Here is a 20127-nt window from a genome sequence, read left to right on the forward strand (position 1 = left end):
AGGGGCGGCGGGTACCGGGGGACGGACGCGTTCGGCGCTCCACGCCCGCGCACGACCGTCCCCTCGACGCCCGCTGAGAGCGCCCGGAGGCGCGGTCCGCCGCAGGGAGGGCCTAGAAGGTGAGGTTCCAGGCGTCGATCCTGCCGGTGTCCCGCGTCGCGACGTCCCGGACGCGGAGCTTCCACGTGCCGGCCGCGGTCTCCGCGGAGGCGTCGACCGTGTACGTCTTCACCACGTCGTCGCCGCTGTCGCCGTTGGCGAAGTCCTCCAGCGGGTACACCGTCCCGTCGGGGGCCACCAGCGAGACGACCAGGTCGCCGCGGTAGGTGTGCTTGATCTCCACGCCCACCTTCAGGGCGGCCGGTGCGTTGCCGTCGAGGCCGGTGACGGTGATCGGGCTCTCCACCGTGGCGTTGTCGGCGACGGCCACGTCGGCCGGGTTCTCGAAGTACCTGCCCGGCGCGGGCGGCGTCGTCCCGCCGGTGACCGCCTTCAGCGCGTCGGTCTGGCCCTCGCCGAAGAACCCGTTGTTCGCGGTCGTGCCGGTGCAGCGGCTGTCGGCCGGGCAGGCGGTGTCGGTGGCCTGCGACGCCAACCGGGCCCGCAGGTCCGCCGGGGTGAGGGAGGGGTCGGCGCTCGCCATCAGCGCGGCGACACCGGCCACGTGCGGCGACGCCATCGACGTGCCGTTCATGTTGCCGTACGTCCCGCCCGGCAGCGTGGAGTAGATGCCGGACGAGCCGTCACCGCCCGGCGCGGCGATGTCGATGACGTCGCGGCCGAAGTTGGAGTACGACGCCTTCACGTTGCCGCGGCCCATGGCGGAGACCGTGACGACGCCCGGCAGTTCGGTCGGGATGTCGACGCACGCGTTGGTGATGCGGCGGGTCACCGGGGTCGAGTCGTTGGGGCTCGACGTGTCGGTGGTCTTGTTCGCCAGGTCGTAGGAGGAGTTGCCGGCGGCGGCGACCTGGAGGGAGCCCTTGCCCTCGGCGTACGCCTGGGCCCGCCGGACGCCCTCGATGATGGCGGCCTGGTCCGGGTCGTCCGGGCAGTTGAACATCCACGGGTCGGTGTAGTAGCTGTTGTTGGTGACCTTGAAGCCGTGGTCGCCGGCCCACATGAACCCGCAGATGGTGTTCTCGGCGTAGAACAGCGCGGTGCCCGGCTCCGCGATGCGGACCGAGGAGATCCGCACGCCCGGTGCGACGCCGACGACGCCCTTGCCGTTCTTCGCGGCGGCGATCGTCCCCGCGACGTGCGTGCCGTGGGTGTCCACGTCGCGCCAGGCGCCGGGGCGGGTGTCGGGCCTGCCGTAGGCGCAGGAGACCGAGTCGGCGGCGTTGAAGTTGGGCGCGATGTCCTGGTGGAGGTCGTCGACGCCGGTGTCCAGGACGCCGACCTTGACGGCGGCGGAGCCGGTGGTCACCGCCCACGCCTGGTCCGCCTTGATCTGGGTCATGTCCCAGCGGTTGGACTCGGTGAGCGTCGTCGGGCTCTGCGCCGGGGCGGTCGGGAGGGCCGGGGCGTACGCGTCGGCCGGCACGTCCGAGGTGCGGGTCGCGCCGACGTGCTGCACGCCGGCGACGCCGCGCATCCTGGCGGCGAAGGCGGTGGACGTGGAGTGGGCGACGACGACGCCGATCGCGTCGTGATGCGCGAAGACCGTACCGCCGTTGCCGGTGACGGCGGCGCGGACGGCCGAGGTGTCTCCCGGAGCGGTGATCACCAGGTACGCGCGGGTGCCCGCGGCCCAGGTGCCGGCCGGGCTCGCCGCGTTGGCCGCCGTGATGGCCGGCGCGGCTGCCGGGGTCCGCGGGGTGGCCGCGGCGGGGGCCGCGGGGACCGCGAGGGCGACGGCCGCGCCGAGGGCGGCGACGGCGGCCGAGCGCCTGAGCCCGGCGGATATGTGGGGAAGCATGTGTCCTCCGAAGGCCCGGCGGCACGGGTGGTGCCGGCCGGGGTGAAGAAGTGGTCGACGCGCAAGATCTCATCCGGGGGCGCGTCGAGGGAAGTGCCGTTTCGACGCGGGCCGTTCGGCACCCCGGTGCCCGGCCGTTCCCCCGTGGCCGGAAAGCGGCTTGCGGTCGGCCCGCGGTGCCGGTGCGTCAGCGGTCCGCTTCGGCGACCTGCCGGGCCAGCGCGGCGCGCAGCCAGTCGTCCACGGCGCCGAACGTCGGCTCCGGGGAGGCGGTCGCCTCGGCGGTGAGCTGCCAGAAGCGGTCGATGTGGGGGTGGGCGACCTCGTCGAGGAAACGGCTCAGCCGCCGCCGGAACTCCGGGGTGTCGCGGGTGTCGCGCATCGCGGCGTGGGCGGCCACGAAGCAGTCGAGCGCCTCCCCTTCGGAGGGTCCGCGCCGTGCCCGCACGTCGGGCGCCGCCAGCGCGAACGCCTCGACGAGCCCGTCGTACAGCACCGCCGGACGGCACGTCCCGCCCGGGGTGCTCGCGACCGGCCGGCACACGCTGACCGCGCCGGTGGCGTCCGTCGCCAGGGCGTTCAGCCGGGCGAAGGCCAGGACCTGCGCGGGAGTCGGGTCCTCGGGCGGCGGCGGCACCGCCGAGTCGGTGATCGACGAGAGCAGCCGGGCCGGCAGCCGCGGCGGCAGCACCCGCCGCAGGAAGCGCGCCACCGGAGCCGTACTGGGCGGTGCGTCCAGCGTCCCGATCAGCCGCAACCGGTCGGCGCGCTCCTTTGCCGGACAGTCCCGCAGCAGCCGCAGGGCGGCCTCCCGCCAGCGCAGCGCCACCATCCGGGAGCCCAGTTCGCGCAACTGGCCCGCGATGACGTCCTCCAGGGCGTCCTCCCGGTCCAGGACCCGGCCGACCTCCGCGACGGGGAGGTCGAGGCCGCGCAGCGACCGGATCAGCCGCAGCCGGTCGAGCGCCTCCGGGCCGTACCGGCGGTGGCCGCCGGCGCTGCGCGAGGTCTCCGGCAGCAGCCCCAGGTCCGAGTAGAACCGCACGGCCTTCACGGTGGCGCCCGCGCGCTCGGCGAGCTCCCCGATGCTCCACGTCCCGTCGGTGGACACCCCTTTCACCTCCCTCGGCGGGGAGCCCCACGGTACCGGGGCGCGCGGGCGCGCCGGTACCGCGGGGGAGCGGAGGCGAACCGCCGCCCACACCGGCCGCGTCCCGGGCCCGGGCCCCGGCGGCGGCCCGGCACGCCGGTGCTGCCGGCGCCGTACGGGCCGGCCGCCGCCCGGAGCGCCGCCGTGCGTCCCGCGGAAGCACCGGCCGGCCAGGGGGCGTTGACATACGCGTCGCCGCAGCGGACGCGGGAGGGCGCGGCCCCGCCGCCCCGGTGCCGCCGTCGTCGGTGGACAGCACCGGTGCCGGACCGCACGCCCGCGACGACCGCAGCGCCCGAGACGACCGCGACGACCGCGGTGGCGGTGATGGCGCGCGGGGCGGGCGGTGCGCCGCGACGGGCGGGGGACAGGGGACACGCGCCCCCCTCCTCTCGTTCCGCGGGGAGGGGAACGCGGACGGGAGCGCCGGGGGACGGGCCCCGGCCCGACAGTTACAGGTCACCTCTGCGACCGGCTCTTGTCCTGAAGGCGCGGGTCGAGGTCCGTCAGGTGGACGCGCGGTGGCGGTACCCGGTCCTCGCCGCCCGCGTCGTGGCCGCCGGGAGTCGATCGGCCGGGCCCGCGGGCGTACGGGCGCACCGCCCGGGTGCCGCCCGGCCCCGGGCCCCGAAACCACCACCGAACCGGGCGAACCGCAGCCGCCGCGCACGCCTTCCCGAACGCCCCACCGGCATGGGCGGAGGGCCGGGGCGTACGAACCGGATCGTGTTGACAGTGCCGATCACCGTACGGGTTAATGGGCGCGAATGGCTTCAAAGTGCGGCTCGTCGTTCCCGCCCGCTCGGGAAACGGGCCGCCCTGCAGCCGGAGTGAGCACGGTACGTCACGGCGAGGCGGCCCCCGGTCGCAGGCTCGAATCCGGTGTCCGCCGGGAGCGGGTGGACGGGGAAATGCGGACCGGGATCTTCTCCGGAGGGAGATCAATGCCCCATCTCGACCCTTTCACCGTCCCGGAGTTCCACCTCCCCTTCGAGGGCTCCAAGGAACCGGGGGGTGACCGCGCCAACGCCGAGGCGACCGCCTGGGCCGTCGACCGGGGCCTGGTCGAGGCGGAAGCGGCCGAGCAGTTCGCGGGCATCGGCTTCGGCCACCTCGCCGCCCGCGTCAGCCGCGGCGCCTCCTCCGGGGAACTGGTCCTGCTGGCCGAGTGGATGGCCTGGTCGTTCGTCCTTGACGACCAGCACGACCACCTCATCAGGTCCGGCCGCCTCGACGACTGGAAGCCCCTCTCCGACGCCATCGCGCGCCACGTCGGCGGCGGGCCGGCCGACGCGCCGGAACCCGCCCGCGACAACCCGCTGGTGTCCTCCTTCGCCGAACTGTGCGACCGCGTTCTGGCCGGAATGCCCCCCTTGCTCCAGGGCCGTTACCGCCGCCACGTCCCGCGCATGCTGCGCTCCCTCGACGAGGAAGCCGCCAACCGGCGCCCCGGACACCGCCCCGCCGTCGAGGACTACGTCCTGACCCGCCGCCACAGCTCCCAACTCCTGCCCATGATGGACATGGTGGAGGCCGCCCAGGGCATCGAGGTCCCCGACGAGGTCGACGCGAGCCCCGCCCTCACGGAGCTCGCTTGGAGCGCCATCGACGTCATCTCCTGGGGCAACGACGTCTTCTCGCTCCCCAAGGAGTACTCCTGCGGCGACACCAACAATCTCGCCGTCCTCCTCGCCGACGGGCACGGCCTCACCCTGCCCGAGGCCGTACGGGCCGTCGAGGAGCGCATCCGCGCCCGCGTCGAGGACTTCCTCGCCGCCGCCCGCGACCTGCCCCGCGCCCTGGACGCCCTCGGCGTCACCGACCCCGTCGCCCGCGCCGCCGTGGAACACCGCGTCCGCAGCTACGAAGACTGGATGATCGGCGCCGACCTCTGGCAGCGCCACGACTGCACGCGGTACCGCGACGAGCGGTTCGCCGCGGGGCGCGAAGCCGCGTACACGCGCCCGGACCTGGTCACCGTGGGATGAGACGGCGTCCCACGACCCGTACGCCCACCGGCCGCGCGGCGTTACCCGGCCGCCCGCGCGCGGCCGGCGGCGCGCCCGTGGCGCCCGGCCGGCTGCCCGTCGTCGGCCACGCCCTCCGACGTCGCGGGGACCGATCGCGTTCCTCGAGTCGCTCCGCGGCGTCGTCCGCGTCGTCCACGTCGTCCGTATCGACCTCGGCGGCTGGCCCCTGACGTCCTGACCGACCCGGACCTCATCCACACCGTCCTCGACGGCGAGGCCCATGTGTTCGGGCGCGGCAGGATCTTCGAGAAGCTGCGCCCCCTCTTCGGCAACGGCACCGCCACCACCGACGGGGCGCTCCACCGAAGGCGGCGCCGGCTCCTGCAACCGGCCTTCCGGCGCGACCGCCTCTCCCGGTACGCCGAGCTGATGTGCCGCGAGGCGGACGCCACGGCCGCCTCCTGGACCCCCGGCCGGGAGGTCCGCGTGGACCGGGAGATGCGCCGGTCCGCCCTCTCCGCCGTCGCCGGGATGATCTTCTCCGGCGACGTGGACCGGCCCGCCGTCCGGGAGGTCCACCGGTCCTTCCCGATCGTCCTGGAGGGCACGCTCGTCCGCACCGTCATGCCCAAGGCGTTCGACCACCTGCCCGTCCCCCTGAACCGGCGCTTCAAGGGCGCCGCCACCCGCCTGCGCGCCATCGTCGACGAGGTCGTCGCCGGGTGCGGCCCCGGGGACCGCGGCCACGACGACCTCGTCCCGCTGCTGCTGACCGGCACCGACCCGGAGACCGGCGGCACGATGAGCGCCGAACAGGTCCGCGACGAACTCGTCACCCTCCTGTTCGGCGGCACGGAGACGGCCTCCACCACCCTCTCCTGGATCTTCCACGAACTCGCCCGCCACCCGGACGTGGAGGAGCGCCTCCACGCCGAGGTCGACACGGTCGTCGGCGACCGCCCCGTACGCCCCGGCGACCTCGCCTCGCTCACGTACGCCAAGAGCGTCTTCGAGGAGTCCCTGCGGCTGCACTCGCCCCTGCTGTTCACCCGGCGGCCCCCCACCCCGGTCACCCCGGGCGGCGTCGACATCCCCGCCGGCACCGAACCGGCCCACAGCCCCTACGCGCTCCACCGCGACCCGGACCTCTTCCCGAACCCCACGGCCTTCGACACGGAACGGTGGAACGACGCCGACCCGTCCCGGATGCCGCCGCGCCCGGGCAGCTCCATCCCGTTCGGCGCGGGCCGGCACACGTGCATCGGGGACGCCTTCGCCGTCGCGGAGATCCTCTCCGCCGTGGCGAGCGTGGCCCGGCGGCGGCGCCTGGCACACGCCCCGGCACCACCGTGAAGGAGGTCCCCGCCGGCATCCCGCTGCCCGACGCGCTGCCCATGATCCCCGTGCCGCGCCGCTGAACCGCCGCCCGGGCGAACACGCCAGCGAAGGATACAGCGCCACCCCCGTACGAATGGCGGTGTTCCGGGAAGAATGGTGATCCACGGCAACTTCCCGTGCCCTTGCGCCTACACTCGGCCGCACGTGCTGGAGGGGGCAAGTCATGACAACGGCCGGAGGGCGGCGGGGAAGCGACGCGACCCCGCTGCTGGAACGGGAGTCCGAGCTCCTCACCATCGAGCGCGCGCTCGACGACCTGTGCGGCACGCCCTCCGAGGGCGGGCGCCCGTCCCGGCAGGGCGGGGTGATCGGGTTCGCCGGACCGGCGGGCCTGGGCAAGACCACGCTCCTCACCCGCCTCCGCCGGTCCGCCGCCGCCCGCGGCTGCACCGTGCTCTCCGCACGCGGCGGCGAGCAGGAGCGCCAGGTCCCGTTCCACGTGATGCGCCAGCTCGTCCAGCCCGCCTTCGCCGCCATGCCGGAGGACGAACGCCGCGAGATCCTCGGAGACTGGTACGACATCGTGGCGCCGGCCACGGGGCTGTCCGCACCCAAGCCCGACGCCAACCCCGACCCGCAGGGCGTCCGCGACGGACTGGACTGGGTCGTCACCAACCTCTCCGTACGCAGCGGCCCCGTCGTCCTCACCGTCGACGACGTCCACTGGGTCGACTCCGAGTCCCTCGCCTGGCTCATCGCCTTCGCCGCCCGCGCCGGGGAGCTCGGCATACTGATCGCCGTCGCCTGCCGCCCCGACGAACTCCCGTCCGACGCCCTCCCCCTGCACAACCTCGTCGCGCGCAACCGCTCCCGCGCCCACGAACTGGCCCCGCTCACCGCCGCCGCCGTGAGCCGCATCGTCCGCGCCACCCTCGGGGAACACGCCGACGAACTGTTCTGCCGCGAATGCTGGGCCATCACCGGCGGCAACCCCTTCGAGGTCGTCGAGCTCACCGCGAAGGGCAACGCCCGCGGCCTCGTCCCGCGCGAGGAGAACATCCCGCAACTCCGCGACCTCGCCTCCGCCGTCAAGGGCAACGGCCTCATAGAACGCCTCGAACAGCTCGGCCCCTCCGCCGTCCGCCTCGCCTGGGCCGCCGCGGTCGTCGGCAGCGGCGTCCCCGCCGGCATCGTCGGGACCGTCGCCGCGCTCGGCGACGCCCAACTCGACGACGCCGTCGACCTGCTGGACACGGCCCGCATCCTGACGGTCCTGCCCAACCTGAAGCGCGAGCGGGTCGTCGAGTTCTACCACCCGCTGATCGCCACCGCCGTGTACCGGTCGATACCGCACGGCGTACGCGTCGGCATGCACGGCGTGGCCGCCCAGGCCCTCGTCGACGAGGGGCACGGCGCCGCGGCCGCCGCCCGCCACATGCTCGAGATGCACCCGGAGGGCGACCCCTGGGTCGTCCAGCAGCTCCGCCGCGCGGCCCGCGACAGCTTCTCCGCGGGCGCGCCCGACGCGGCCCGCCGCTACCTCGCCCGCGCCCTGCGCGAACCCCCGGACATCGAGGACCGCGCGCAGGTCCTGTTCGAACTCGGCTCCGCCAACCTGCCGCACGAGCCCGCCACCACCGTCAACCAGCTGCGCGCCGCCCTGGAGGAACCCAAGATCGGGCAGGACCTGCGCGAGGTCGTCACGTACCGGCTCGCCCAGGCCCTCGTCCACACCGGCCAGATGGACCAGGCCACCGGCCTCCTCACCGAGGAGGCCCACCGCACCACCAGCGCCCGCACGCGCCTGCGCATGCAGGCCGAGCAGTTCAAGTGGAACGCGGTCAACGCCGCCGAGCACGACTCGCACGGCCGCTCCCGTCTACTGTCCCAGCTCGCCAGACGCCTCACCGGCCGCGACCTCGCGGAACGGCACATCCTCGGCCTGCGCGCCTGGGACGTCGTCCTGCGCGGCGAGCCCGTCGCCCAGTCCCTCCACTACGCCGACCGGGCCCTGCGCGGCGGGATGAGCTGGACCGACCAGGACTTCGGCTTCGAGGTGCCGGCCGTCGTCGCGCTCACGCTGGTGTACTGCGACCAGCCCGGCCGGGCCGAGGAGCTGTTCCACGACGACATCGCGGAGTTCGAGGCGAAGGGCTGGCGCGGCGCCCACCTCTCCTTCGCGTACACGCTCCTCGGCTACATCCGCTACCGGCGCGGACGGCTCGCGGAGGCCGAGGACTTCGTGCGCAGCGGACTGCAGATCGCCGACCGCGTCGGCCGCGGCGTCCCCGCCCAGCTGTACGCGATCGGCACCCTCGTCGAGACGCTCCTCGCCCGGGGCCGCATCGACGCGGCCCAGCGGATCGCCGACGGCTACCGGTTCGGCGAGGACCTCCCCAAGACCGTCATCTACCCCGACCCGCAGGCCGTCCGCGGCAAGCTCCTGCTGGCCTGCGGCAGGATCGACGAGGCGGTCCAGCAGTTGACGGCGGCCGGCGACCGGCTCGAGCAGCGCGGCACGCGCAACCCGGCCTGGAGCCCCTGGCAGCTGGACCTCGCCCTGGCCCTGGCCGGCCACCGGCCCGAGGAGGCGCGGCGCCACGCCGACGAGGCCGTCGCCCGGGCCCGCGGGTTCGGCACCGCCAGCGCGATCGGCCAGGCCCTGCGGGTCGCCGCGGCGGTCTCCGAGCCGGCCCGCGCGATCCCGCTGCTCGCCGAGGCCGTCGATCACCTGGAGCAGTCGCCCTCCGCGTACGAGCTGGCGCACGCGCTGGTCGACCACGGCACGGCGCTGCGCTCCGTCGGCGACCTCGACCAGGCCGCGCAGCGCCTCTACCGCGGTATGGAGACCGCCGCCGCCTGCGGTGCGGACACCCTCGTCACCCGGGCCCGCGACCAGCTCGCCGCCGCCGGCCTGCGGCCCCGGCGCCCGCTGCCCGTCGAGCGGGACACCCTCACCACCCGGGAGGAGGCGGTCTCCCTGCTCGCCGCGGAGGGCCTCGACAACGCGGCCATCGCCGACCGTCTCGACAGCGACGAGCGGACCGTGTCGGAGCTGCTGTCGGCGGTGTTCACCAAGCTCGGCACCGACAGGCCCGGCCTGCGCCGCTGCATCGGCCTGTGACCCCGTCCGCCGGGCGGCGCCCAGGCCCCGGCCGGGGCACGCCGGAGGGGTGGTGGTTCAGCGGACCGCCCGGTCGGCGTCCGGCTGCGGATGGGTGACCCGGAGCTTCGACTGGCCGTGCGGCAGCCGCTCCCAGTCCTCCATGAACCGCGCCTCCAGACCGTGCCTCCGCGCCAGCCGCACCAGCGTCTCGGTCCGGTAGTAGAAGTCCTCCCGCAGCACCTGGTGTTCGGCCCCCTCCGTGCGGTCGAAGGTGAAGTCGAAGAACCCGCCCGGCGCCAGCACCCGCCCCACGTGCGCCAGGCACTCGTCGATCACCTCCAGCGGCGAGTGCGAGAACACGCTGTGCGCGTGCACCACCGTGAACCAGCCGTCCGGCAGGAAGTCCAGCCGCAGGTCGTCCACCGGCGTCAGGTACGGCATCCGGTCCTGTAGCCCGTACCGCACCAGCGTCTTCTTCGCCTCGATCAGGATGTCCGGCGAGATGTCGATCCCGTAGTAGTGCCCCGGCTCCAGGTGCTCGATGAACCGCCACCCCGCCCGCAGGTTGCCGCACCCGATCTCCAGCATCCGGTCCTGCGGGCGCAGCCCGTGCTCCACCAGGTAGTCGAACTGCATCCGGCCGACGGCCAGCCACCGCTCCCGCGACGGCCCGCCGCCCACCGCCGCCTCCGGGCTGCGCGCCGTGTCGCTCGCCATCACCGCCCGGTAGTACGCCACGTGGTCGCCGCCGCTGCGCAGCCGCAGCCACAGGTCGCGGCCCGCCCGCCGCACGTACGGGACGATCCGCTCCGGGTGCCGCAGCGCGTACCGCGCCTTGTACGACGGCCTGGACCGGTCCGTCCACGGTCGAGCCGATCCGCTCCGCGGCATGGCGCCCTCCTGGATGTGTCTTCCGCGTGCCGGACATCTGCCCGGTCCACGGTGCACCGCGCGGCGCGCGGGACGGCCGGGACACGCCGTGCTACGCCGCCCAGTGCCCCGGGCGCCGCAGCGCGGCGGGGATCCTCGTCGCGCCGTCGCCCCGCGCGGCGGTCAGCTGCGGCTGCGTCAGGAACAGCGCCCCCGTCAGGTCGGCGCCGGACAGGTCGGCGTCCCGCAGGTCCGCGCCGATCAGGTCGGCCTCGCGCAGGTCGGCCCCCGCCAGGTCGGCGGCGATCAGGCAGGCGCCGCGCAGACTGGCGCCCCGCAGCTTCGCGCCGCGCAGCCGCGCCCCCATCAGATCGGCGCCCCGGCGGTCCTTGCGGCGCCCCGGCACACCGGCCCTGGCCAGCTCGCTGGCGCGCAGCAGCAGGACGTTCACCTCCGCCCGCAGCGCCGGCACGTCCAGGGCCAGCAGGGCCTCCGCGCCGCCGCGGGTCAGGGCGTCGATCTCGTCGTGGCGGCGGCGAAGCTCCCGGTGCACGGGCCGCGCCGCCGCGAGGTCCAGCGCCTCCGCCGCGTACCGCAGCAGTTCGTGCAGCTGCCGCATGACGGGGAACACCGCGAACATCGTGCGCGCCGAGTCCGGCTCGGCCCGCCAGTCGCGGCCGCCGAACGTCACCCGGGACACCTTCTGGCCGGCGCCGAAGCAGTCGAAGACCGTGCAGCCCGGGTAGCCGCTGTCGCGCAGCCGCGCGTGGATGCCGCAGCGGAAGCCGTCGCCGAGGTTTCCGCAGGGCGTTCCGGCGGGCTTGTCGGCGGCGAAGTCGGCGGACCTGGCGAAGGGCAGTGCCACACAGCAGAGCCCGAAGCAGCTGGCGCAGTCGGCCCGCAGGTCGGTTCGGTCGGTGTGCGGGGTGCGGGCGGACACGGCGGGCGGTCTCCTACGGGCGGTGCGGGCGGTGCCCGGCGAGGCGTACGGACGTGCCCATTGTCCCCTCCCGGGGGACCGGGCCCCCGCCCGCTCCCCGCGGGGGCGGCGCGGGTCGCGCGGGCCCGGGCGGCCGGTCAGACCGGCACCGCCCGCAGCGACCCGCCCCGCTCCCGGGGCCCGGCCACCACGCGCACCCCGAAACCGCGGCTCACCCGGTCCAGGGTGGCCCGCAGCCAGTCGCGTTCGGCGTCCGACGCGTGCTCCAGGCGCAGTTGCCGCGCCCGTACGGGAGCCATCCGCAGCGAGGCCAGCCGGCCCGTGTCCGGCTCCAGCGCCGCGAAGTACAGCAGGCGCAGGTCGTCGCGGTACTCCTCGTAGCCGGTGATGCCCTCGTAGTCGTCGACGAGGTCGCCGCAGCCGTACAGGACCAGCTTGCCCCGGTACACCTCCAGCGGGCGCGGGTGGTGCGAGGAGTGGCCGTGCACCACGTCCACCCCGCCGTCGACCAACGCGTGCGCGAACCGCACCTGGCCGTCCGGCACCCCGTACCCCCAGTTGGAGCCCCAGTGCACGGAGACCACCACGAGGTCGCCGGGCCGCCGGGCCTCCCGCACCCGGCGTACGACGTCCCCGGCGGCGGCCCCGGTCGCGGCGGGCACGAGGTCCACCCCGGGCCGGCCGGGCGAGGCCGCCCACTCCTCGGGGACGCCGCTCGACGGCATCCCGCACGCGAACACCAGCACCCGTCGCCCGCCGGGCACGGGGACGGCGGCGGGGCGGCGCGCCTCCGCGAGGTCCCGGCCTGCGCCCGCCGTCCGCAGCCCCGCCGCGGCCAGCGCGTCGAGGGTGTCCAGCAGCCCCCGCCGGCCGAAGTCCAGGACGTGGTTGTTGGCGAGCACGCAGACGTCGGGCCGGGCGGCGGCCAGCGACGGAAGGTTCTCGGGCGCCATCCGGTAGTGCACCGCCTTGCCCGGCTCCGGGGCGCCCCGGCGGGTGACGGCCGTCTCCAGGTTCACCACGCGCACCTGCGGCGCCGCCTCGTCGAGCAGCGGCAGCGCCACGCCCCACGGCCAGGACGGGGCGGCGGGGCGCGGCACGGGGCCGTGCGCGGCCTCGGCGAGCGCCACGTACGCGCGGGCGTCGCCGACGTACTCCTCCCACAGGGTGGGGTCGCCGGGGCGGGGCAGGATCTGGTCGACCCCGCGCCCGAGCATCACGTCGCCGCAGAGGAAGAGGGTCACCGCCGGTTCCCCGCGCATGCCTCCACCGTAGACCGGCAGCCCCGGCGACCGGGCGGGTGAGCGGCCGCCGCCACGATCGCGCGCGGCGGGGCCGCGGCGCGGAGGCCGCCGCCGCGGACGCCTCCGGCTCCCCGGGCGGCGCCGGACCCGCCGCCCGGGGCGGAGGCCACCGGCGGGGCGGCCCCGCGGCCGGACCGGGAGCCGTCCGGCCGCGGCTCCGTCAGGTGCCGCCGCCGCACGGGGGCGACCGGCGTGGACCTTGCGGTGGGCGCGGGTCGTGACGGGCCCTTCCACCGGACGGCCGGTCCGCGTTCGCCGCGCCCGGCGGGTGCCCGCGCCGGGCCGCGGGCACCGGGGCCCCTCCGCTCCGCTTCCCGGACCGGCCTCCCGCCGCCCGGGCGGCGGGCTCCGTCACCAGGCCAGGGCCGCCAGGCGCGCGGTGATCCGGGTCCGGTCCCAGGCCCCGTCCGCGACGAGGACCCGGTAGCGGCGGGCCAGGGTCTCGCCGGGCGGCAGCACCAGCTCGCGGTGGAACGCGAACGACGGCGCGACCGCCGCGAACGGCTCGCTGCGGACGAACCAGTGCGCCGGGTGCGTGCCGCCCGCGCCGGTGTGGTCGTTCTCCGGGGCGTGCGCGAAGACGAGCGTGGCGTGCCCGTCGGCCCCGTCGTGCTCCCCGGTGTACGCGAGCCACTCCGCCCGCGCCCCCATCAGCGCGTCGCCCTCGGCGTCCGGGCCGACGACCGCGCCGCCCCGGAAGGCCCGGGGGCCGCGCCAGAACAGTCCGGTGTACCCGGCCATCTCGCGCCCCCGCGTCGTGGGGCTGCCGAACCGCAGCGGCTCGGCACGCCGGTTGGTCACCGCCGAGGACCAGGTCAGCGCCCAGCAGCCGGCCGCCGGGTCCACGTCGTGGACCTCGATCCGGCGCAGTTCGTCGGCCCACAGCTCCCCGCCGTACGGGTGCCAGGTCAGCCGTTCCTCGACGGTGACCCGGCCGTCCTGCTCGTCGCACCGGTCGAACGACCGGTGCGCCATGGACCCGACCCGCTCCGGCAGGGCGACGTACCCCTCGCCCGGCACGTACGTGTCGCCGCCCCACAGGTTCTGCCCGGACAGGTACGAGGCCGTCATCTGCAGGCCCTTGTGCCAGCGGTGGTCGTTGGGCCGGTACCCGGTGACGGTGTGCCCGGCGAGGGTGCGCAGCGGGTGCGCGTACGGCTTCGGCGCCTCCCAGGCGGCCTCGGGCCGGTAGACGTACCGCATCAGTTCGACGTCGCCGACGAGGACCGACACGTGGTCGCCGTGCGCGTGCACGATCCGGGGCCGGGTGCCGCTCACCGCGCGGCCCCTTCGTGGGCCGCCGCCGTGCCGCCGGCCGGGGCGGGCACGGGCACCGCCGTGGCGGCGGGCGCGGGTTCGGCGGCGGGCGCGGATCGGGGGGCCCAGCCGGAGGTGCCGCCGTGCAGCGACGCGTAGAACGGATCGCCCGGCCCGATGTCCCCGGCCCGTACCGCCGTCCCGGTGAACGCCGACTTGTACAGGGCGGCGACGAGTTCGAGGCTCTTGCGGCCGTCCGGGCCGCTGCTGCGGGGGCGGCGCCCGGCGCGCAGGTCGGCGAGGAGGCCGCGCAACTGCGCCAGGTGGGAGCTGGGCTCGTCGGGGCCGAAGTCCCGCCAGCGGGCGGCCTCCGCCGGATCGACGCCGGGGGCGGGGGTGATGCGCCAGTCGGCGTTGCCGTACCCGTACAGGTGGGTCAGCTCGACGGTGGCGCGCTCGCAGTCGATCCGGACGCGGCTCACCTCGTCGGGGCTCAGCACGCTGTTGACGACCGTGGCCAGCGCGCCGCCGGCGAACCGGACCAGCGCCGTGGCCACGTCCTCCGTCTCCACGTCGTGGACGAGCCGCCCGGCCATGGCGCGGATCTCCTCCCACGGGCCGAGCAGGTCCAGCAGCAGGTCCATCTGGTGGATGCCGTGGCCCATGGACGTCCCGCCGCCCTCGGTGTCCCAGCGGCCGCGCCAGGGCACCGCGTAGTACTCGGTGTCGCGGTACCAGGTGGTCTGGCAGTGGGCGACCAGCGGCCGGCCCAGCGCGCCCTCGGCGAGCAGCCGCCCGACGTGCCGGGCGCCGGACCCGAACCGGTGCTGGAAGACGATCGCCGCGTACGGGCCGGGCCCGGGACCCGCGCCCTCCGCCGCCTCCATCGCGTCGAAGTCGGCCAGCGACGGGCACGGCGGCTTCTCGCACCACACCCACGCCCCGGCGCGCAGCGCGGCGACGGTCTGGTCGCGGTGGAAGCGGGGCGGGGTGCACAGCACGACCAGGTCCGGCCGGCGTTCGGCCAGCATCAGGTCGTAGTCCGTGTACGCGTGCGGGATGCCGCCCTCCCGGCAGAACACCGCGACCGACCCGGCGTCCACGTCGCACGCGGCCACCACCTCCAGCGGCTGCTCGGCCGCGAGCGCGGCGAGGGCCGGCAGATGGCTGTGCCGGGCGATGGCCCCGGTCCCGACGACGGCGACGCGGACGGTGTCCGTACGGGACGTCACCCCCACCCCCCAGACATGTAGTAAGCGCTTTCTCCGGCCGGAGAGAACCTAGGTCCGGGGCGGCTCCCCGTCAAGCCCGGGGGAGGGGCGGGGCCGTCGGCGGGGCACCGGACGGTGGGGTGCCGGGCGGCGGGGCCCCCGGCGGTCGGGTGCCGGGGGGGGCGGGTGCCCGGCGGTCGGGCGGCGGGTCCGGTCGCCCGGGCGGGTCAGGCCGTGAGCCTGCCCGGCAACCAGCGGAGCTGCGCCGCCTGCTGGTACGCCTCGCCGCCCTCGTGGTCGTTGAAGGCGTACACCTCGATCCCCTTGTCGTCGTGCGCGTACGCGTTGAACGCCGCGAACACCGTCGACGGCGGGCACGTCAGGTCCTCCAGCGCGGCGGAGAACAGCGCCGGCGCCGTCGCGCGCGCCGCGAAGTGCACCCCGTCGAAGTAGGCGAGCGTCCGCGCCACCCGCTCGACCTTCCCGCGGTGGGTCTTGAGGTACTGGCCGATCTCCCGGTACGGGTGGCGGTCCGTCACCGTCGTCGCGCGCGGGAAGTCGCACAGGAACGGCACGTCGGGCGCGACCGCCGCCAGGTCCGGCACGAGCCCGGCCACGGCCAGGGAGATCCCGCCGCCCTGGCTCGTCCCGATCGCCGCCGTGCGCGACGCGTCCGTCAGCGGGTGCGACCGGGCGGCCTCCACGGCGCGCACCGCGTCGGTGAACACCCGCCGGTAGTAGTACGTCGAGGGGTCCTCGACGCCCCGGGTCATGAAGCCGGGCACGGAGGGGGCGCTGCCCACCGGGTCGGGGGTGTCCCCGCCCGCCCAGCCGCTGCCCTGTCCCCGGGTGTCCATGACGAAGTGCGCGAACCCGGCCGACGCCCACAGCAGGTGGGTGTGCGGCAGGCCGCGCCCGCCGCCGTACCCGACGAACTCGACGACCACCGGCACCGGTTCGGTGGTCCCGGCGGGTATGACCAACCAGCCCTTGACGGGGTGGCCCCCGAAGCCGGCGAAGGTGACGTCGTGCACGTCCACGGTGGAGAGGCCCGTGTCGACCGGTTCGAAGCGCGCGTCGAGCGGGTGGGAGCGGCCCTCCTCCAGGGTCTTCGCCCAGAACGCGTCGAAGTCCTCGGGCTCCACGGACGAACTCCGGTAGGCGCGCAGCTCGTCGAGGGGAAGGTCGAAACGTGCCATCGGGCACCCTCCTTGATCATCGCAAACGGACGAGCGCACCCTACGCGCCCCGGCCGGGGTTCCGTCAGGGGCCTTGCGGGACCGTCGGGCGAGCTGCTACCCCTTGGTTAGGAAAGTTTCCTTCCAGTCCTCGGCTCTCAGCCCGTCCGCATCGGAGGCCCCATGAGATCGGCACGGACCTGGACAGGAGGGCTCGGCACGGCCGCCGGCGCCCTCGCCACCGCCCTGTTCCTCGGGCTCACCACCGCCCCCGCGGCCCCCGCCGCCCCCGCGCCCGCCGCCCGGACCGCCCCGCCCGTCGCCCCCGCGCCCGCCACGGCGTACGGGGCCGAGCGGGCGCCCGCCCCGGGTGCCACCGTGGCGTCAGGCCGCACCGGTTCCACCGGCACCGGTTCCACCGGCACCGGTTCCACCGGCACCGGTTCCACCGGCACCGGTTCCACCGGCACCGGTTCCACCGGCACCGGCTCCGCCGGCCACGGCGCGACCGCCGCCGCTCCGGCCGCCGCCACCACTCCGGCCGCCGTCAACGGCCGGCTGAAGGTCTGCGGCACGAAGCTCTGCAACCAGTACGGCAAGCCCGTCCAGTTGCGCGGCATGTCCACGCACGGCCTGCAGTGGTACGGCCGGTGCGTCACGCCCGGCTCCCTCGACGCCCTCGCCGGCGACTGGAGGGCCGACGTCCTGCGCGTCTCCCTGTACGTCCAGGAAGGCGGCTACGAGACCGACCCGCGCAGGTACACCGACCTGGTCCACTCCGTCATCGAACAGGCCACCGCGCGCGGGATGTACGCCATCGTCGACTGGCACATGCTGAGCCCCGGCGACCCTTACCACAACCTCAGCCGCGCCAAGACGTTCTTCACCGAGATCGCCCAGCGCCACCGCGGCAAGACGAACCTGCTGTACGAGATCGCCAACGAGCCCAGCGGCGTGAGCTGGTCCCGGATCAAGGGCTACGCCGAGGAGTTGATCCCGGTGATCCGCGCCCACGACCCGAACACCCCGGTCCTCGTCGGCACCCGCGCCTGGTCGTCGCTGGGCGTCTCCGAGGGCGCCGACGAGTCGGAGGTCGTGGCGAACCCGGTGAACGCCGCCAACATCATGTACACGTTCCACTTCTACGCCTCCTCGCACCGCGACGCGTACCTGGCCACGCTCTCCCGCGCCGCCGACAGGCTGCCCGTCTTCGTCACCGAGTTCGGCACGCAGAACTACGCGGGCGAGGGCGACGACGACTTCGCCATGGCGCAGCGCTACCTCGACCTGATGGCCGCGAAGAAGATCAGCTGGGTCAACTGGAACTTCTCCGACGACCACCGCACCGGCGCCGTCTTCAAGACCGGCACCTGCGCGAACAACGGCCCCTGGGCCGGCACGGCGCCGCTGAAGCCCGCCGGGGTGTGGGTCCGCGACCGGATCCGGACCCCGGACGACTTCCCGACGGGCTGACCCGCCGACCGGCCCCTCCCCGTCTCCATCCGCCCCTCCCCGTCTCCATCCGCTTCCACCCGCCCCCGCCCGCCGCGGACCGCTGTGGTCCACTGTGCGGGCGGGGGCCGCGACCGTCCGGCCGCGCGCCGCCCACGCGCGCCCCGGCGCGCCACGAGCACCAGACAGGAGGAGCAGTGCCCCGTTACCGCCAGCCCGGCGTCGTCCTGACCGACCACCACTTCACCGTCCCCCTCGACCACGCCGACCCCTCCGGCGAGCAGATCGAGGTGTACGGACGCGAAGTCGTCGCCGCCGGGCGCACGGACGCGGACCGCCTGCCGTGGCTGGTGTACCTGGAGGGCGGCCCCGGCTGCGCGGCCCGCCGCTTCACCGGCAACCAGGCGTGGCTGGCCCGCGCCGTCCAGGAGTACCGCGTGCTCCTCCTCGACCAGCGCGGCACCGGCCGGTCCACCCCGGCCAACCGGCAGACGCTGCCGCTGCGCGGCGGCCCGGCCGACCAGGCCCGCTACCTGGCCCACTTCCGCGCCGACTCCATCGTGCGCGACTGCGAACTGATCCGCCGCCGCCTCACCGGCGGCGCACCGTGGACCGTCCTCGGCCAGAGCTTCGGCGGCTTCTGCGCCACCCACTACCTGTCCACCGCGCCCGAGGGCCTCGACACGGTGCTCGTCACCGGCGGCCTGCCGTCCCTCGACGCCACCGCCGACGACGTCTACCGCGCCGCGTACCCGCGCGTCCGGCGCAAGAACGAGGCGCACTACGACCGCTACCCGCAGGACGTCGAACGGGCCCGCCGGATCGCCGCCCACCTCGCCGAGCACCCCGCCGTCCTCCCGGACGGGTACCGGCTGACGGTCGAGGCGTTCCAGTCCCTCGGCATCCTCCTCGGCGGCGGCGACGGCAGCCACCAGTTGCACTACCTCCTGGAGGACGCCTTCGTCCCCACCCCCTCCGGCGCCGCGCTGTCCGACACGTTCCTGGAGGCCGTGCGCTCCCAGCTCTCCTTCGCGTCCCGGCCGCTGTACGCCGTCCTCCACGAGGCCATCTACGCCCAGGGGAAGGGCCCGACCGGCTGGGCCGCCGAGCGGGTGCGCGGGGAGTTCCCGGAGTTCGACCCGGCGGCCGCCCTCGCGGGCGACGCCCCGCTCCTGTTCACCGGGGAGACCGTCCACCCCTGGCACTTCGAGTCCGACCCGGCCCTGCGGCCCCTGCGGGAGGCCGCCGACCTGCTCGCCGCCCGCGCCGACTGGCCCGCCCTGTACGATCCGGCGCGCCTCGCCGCGAACACCGTGCCGGTCGCCGCGGCCGTCTACCACGACGACATGTACGTCGACACGGCCCACTCCCTGGAGACCGCCCGCGCCGTCCGCGGCCTGCGCACCTGGGTGACGGACGAGTACGAGCACGACGGCGTGCGGGCGAGTGGCACCCGGGTCCTGGACCGCCTCCTGTCACTGGCCCGCGGCGAGGTCTGACGCCGCCCGCGCACCCGGGAGGCGCGGGCGTCCCGCCGGCACGGCCGGGAGCGTGCCGGCGGGGCGGCGCGGGAAGACCCGTACGCGGCCGGGCCGACCGTATCCTGCGCGCATGAGCGATCAGGACAACCCGTCGGCGGACCGCCGGGAGGCCGCCCCGCTCCGGCCGATGCCCGAGGACTGGCGCAAGGCGCTCGCCGTCGTCGCGCACCCCGACGACCTGGAGTACGGCTGCTCCGCGGCCGTCGCCGGCTGGACCGACGCCGGGCGCGAGGTGGTGTACGTGCTCGCCACGCGCGGCGAGGCGGGGATCGACGGCCTCGCGCCCGCCGTCTGCGGTCCGCTGCGCGAGCGGGAGCAGCGGGCGAGCGCGGCGGTCGTCGGCGTCGGCGAGGTGGAGTTCCTCGGCCACGAGGACGGCGTCGTCGCGTACGGGACCGGCCTGCGCCGGGACGTCGCCGCCGCGATCCGCCGCCACCGCCCCGAGCTGGTGATCACGCTCAACCACCGCGACACCTGGGGCGGCGCCACCTGGAACACCCCCGACCACGTCGCCGTGGGTCGCGCCGTCCTCGACGCGGCCGCCGACGCGGGCAACCGCTGGATCTTCCCCGAACTGGCCGAGCGGGGCCTCGAACCCTGGGACGGGGTCCGCTGGGTCGCCGTCGCCGGGTCCCCCCGCCCCACCCACGCCGTCGACGCGCGGCCCGGCCTGGAGCGCGCCGTGCGCTCCCTGCTGGAGCACCGCACGTACATCGAGGCGCTGACGGGCGAGGAGCCGGAGGCGTACTGCCGGAACCTCCTCACCGGCGGCGCCGGGGCGGCGGCCGGACGGTTCGGCGGCGTGCCCGCCGTCACCTTCGAGCTGTTCCCGCGCTGACCGCGCTGACCCGCGCCGTGGCCGCCGCACGGCGCGGCGGCCACGGGCCCC

Annotated in this window: 14 protein-coding genes; 6 read left to right on the top strand and 8 right to left on the bottom strand. The window is 75.7% G+C overall.

Annotated elements, in window-relative coordinates:
- Positions 1 to 112 precede the first annotated feature (112 nt).
- Both AC07D6_RS23745 and AC07D6_RS23750 read right to left on the bottom strand, forming a co-directional pair.
- Positions 113 to 1921: a S8 family serine peptidase gene (locus AC07D6_RS23745; protein ID WP_479047396.1), complete on the bottom strand. Its 1809-nt coding sequence runs from the start codon at positions 1919 to 1921 to the stop codon at positions 113 to 115.
- A 187-nt stretch (positions 1922 to 2108) separates the two neighbouring features.
- Entirely contained in the window at positions 2109 to 3032 is a 924-nt protein-coding gene (locus AC07D6_RS23750; protein ID WP_479047399.1) for a helix-turn-helix domain-containing protein, read from the bottom strand.
- 983 nt (positions 3033 to 4015) lie between these two features.
- Between AC07D6_RS23750 and AC07D6_RS23755 the strand changes: the two genes are divergently transcribed.
- The 3 genes from AC07D6_RS23755 (at position 4016) to AC07D6_RS23765 (ending at position 9503) form a co-directional block, all read left to right on the top strand.
- A complete protein-coding gene (locus tag AC07D6_RS23755) occupies positions 4016 to 5059 on the top strand; it encodes a terpene synthase family protein (RefSeq protein WP_479047402.1) in 1044 nt (347 codons plus the stop codon).
- Positions 5060 to 5323: 264 nt separating this feature from the next.
- Positions 5324 to 6394, top strand: coding sequence for a cytochrome P450 (locus tag AC07D6_RS23760; RefSeq protein WP_479047405.1), 1071 nt, complete (start codon positions 5324 to 5326; stop codon positions 6392 to 6394).
- A 208-nt stretch (positions 6395 to 6602) separates the two neighbouring features.
- The gene (locus AC07D6_RS23765; RefSeq protein ID WP_479047408.1) at positions 6603 to 9503 is read left to right on the top strand and encodes an ATP-binding protein; all 2901 of its coding nucleotides are present in this window, start codon (positions 6603 to 6605) and stop codon (positions 9501 to 9503) included.
- A gap of 57 nt (positions 9504 to 9560) precedes the next feature.
- Here AC07D6_RS23765 and AC07D6_RS23770 read toward each other — a convergent pair whose 3' ends face one another.
- From AC07D6_RS23770 to AC07D6_RS23795, 6 genes are all read right to left on the bottom strand, one after another.
- On the bottom strand, positions 9561 to 10376 hold the full coding sequence (locus AC07D6_RS23770; protein WP_315880166.1) for a class I SAM-dependent methyltransferase: 816 nt from the start codon (positions 10374 to 10376) through the stop codon (positions 9561 to 9563).
- Positions 10377 to 10467: 91 nt separating this feature from the next.
- Complete coding sequence (locus AC07D6_RS23775) at positions 10468 to 11295, bottom strand: pentapeptide repeat-containing protein (protein ID WP_315880167.1); 828 nt, start codon at positions 11293 to 11295, stop codon at positions 10468 to 10470.
- A gap of 137 nt (positions 11296 to 11432) precedes the next feature.
- Positions 11433 to 12557, bottom strand: a complete 1125-nt coding sequence (locus AC07D6_RS23780) for a CapA family protein (RefSeq protein ID WP_479047412.1) — start codon at positions 12555 to 12557, stop codon at positions 11433 to 11435.
- 393 nt (positions 12558 to 12950) lie between these two features.
- A complete protein-coding gene (locus tag AC07D6_RS23785; RefSeq protein WP_479047415.1) occupies positions 12951 to 13877 on the bottom strand; it encodes a DUF6807 domain-containing protein in 927 nt (308 codons plus the stop codon).
- Complete coding sequence (locus AC07D6_RS23790; protein WP_479047418.1) at positions 13874 to 15088, bottom strand: Gfo/Idh/MocA family protein; 1215 nt, start codon at positions 15086 to 15088, stop codon at positions 13874 to 13876. The genes AC07D6_RS23785 and AC07D6_RS23790 overlap by 4 nt, the downstream gene beginning before the upstream one ends.
- 206 nt (positions 15089 to 15294) lie before the next feature.
- A complete protein-coding gene (locus AC07D6_RS23795; protein ID WP_479047421.1) occupies positions 15295 to 16266 on the bottom strand; it encodes an acetylxylan esterase in 972 nt (323 codons plus the stop codon).
- Between the two features lie 162 nt (positions 16267 to 16428).
- Between AC07D6_RS23795 and AC07D6_RS23800 the strand changes: the two genes are divergently transcribed.
- The 3 genes from AC07D6_RS23800 to AC07D6_RS23810 all read left to right on the top strand — a co-directional run bounded on the left by AC07D6_RS23800 (position 16429) and on the right by AC07D6_RS23810 (position 20076).
- Positions 16429 to 17718, top strand: coding sequence for a glycoside hydrolase family 5 protein (locus AC07D6_RS23800; RefSeq protein ID WP_479047424.1), 1290 nt, complete (start codon positions 16429 to 16431; stop codon positions 17716 to 17718).
- 176 nt (positions 17719 to 17894) lie between these two features.
- A complete protein-coding gene (locus AC07D6_RS23805) occupies positions 17895 to 19196 on the top strand; it encodes an alpha/beta fold hydrolase (RefSeq protein ID WP_479047427.1) in 1302 nt (433 codons plus the stop codon).
- A gap of 112 nt (positions 19197 to 19308) precedes the next feature.
- Positions 19309 to 20076, top strand: a complete 768-nt coding sequence (locus AC07D6_RS23810; RefSeq protein ID WP_315880174.1) for a PIG-L deacetylase family protein — start codon at positions 19309 to 19311, stop codon at positions 20074 to 20076.
- The last annotated feature ends 51 nt before the right edge of the window (positions 20077 to 20127 follow it).

This window comes from Streptomyces sp. NPDC045287 (genome assembly GCF_056432325.1).

What these genes read in the sequence shown, in the direction of transcription:
- AC07D6_RS23745 (WP_479047396.1), bottom strand. Translation starts at nt 1,921, where the DNA reads ATGCTTCCCCACATATCCGCCGGGCTCAGGCGCTCGGCCGCCGTCGCC.
- AC07D6_RS23755 (WP_479047402.1), top strand. Translation starts at nt 4,016, where the DNA reads ATGCCCCATCTCGACCCTTTCACCGTCCCGGAGTTCCACCTCCCCTTC.
- AC07D6_RS23765 (WP_479047408.1), top strand. Translation starts at nt 6,603, where the DNA reads ATGACAACGGCCGGAGGGCGGCGGGGAAGCGACGCGACCCCGCTGCTG.
- AC07D6_RS23770 (WP_315880166.1), bottom strand. Translation starts at nt 10,376, where the DNA reads ATGCCGCGGAGCGGATCGGCTCGACCGTGGACGGACCGGTCCAGGCCG.
- AC07D6_RS23780 (WP_479047412.1), bottom strand. Translation starts at nt 12,557, where the DNA reads ATGCGCGGGGAACCGGCGGTGACCCTCTTCCTCTGCGGCGACGTGATG.
- AC07D6_RS23795 (WP_479047421.1), bottom strand. Translation starts at nt 16,266, where the DNA reads ATGGCACGTTTCGACCTTCCCCTCGACGAGCTGCGCGCCTACCGGAGT.
- AC07D6_RS23800 (WP_479047424.1), top strand. Translation starts at nt 16,429, where the DNA reads ATGAGATCGGCACGGACCTGGACAGGAGGGCTCGGCACGGCCGCCGGC.
- AC07D6_RS23810 (WP_315880174.1), top strand. Translation starts at nt 19,309, where the DNA reads ATGAGCGATCAGGACAACCCGTCGGCGGACCGCCGGGAGGCCGCCCCG.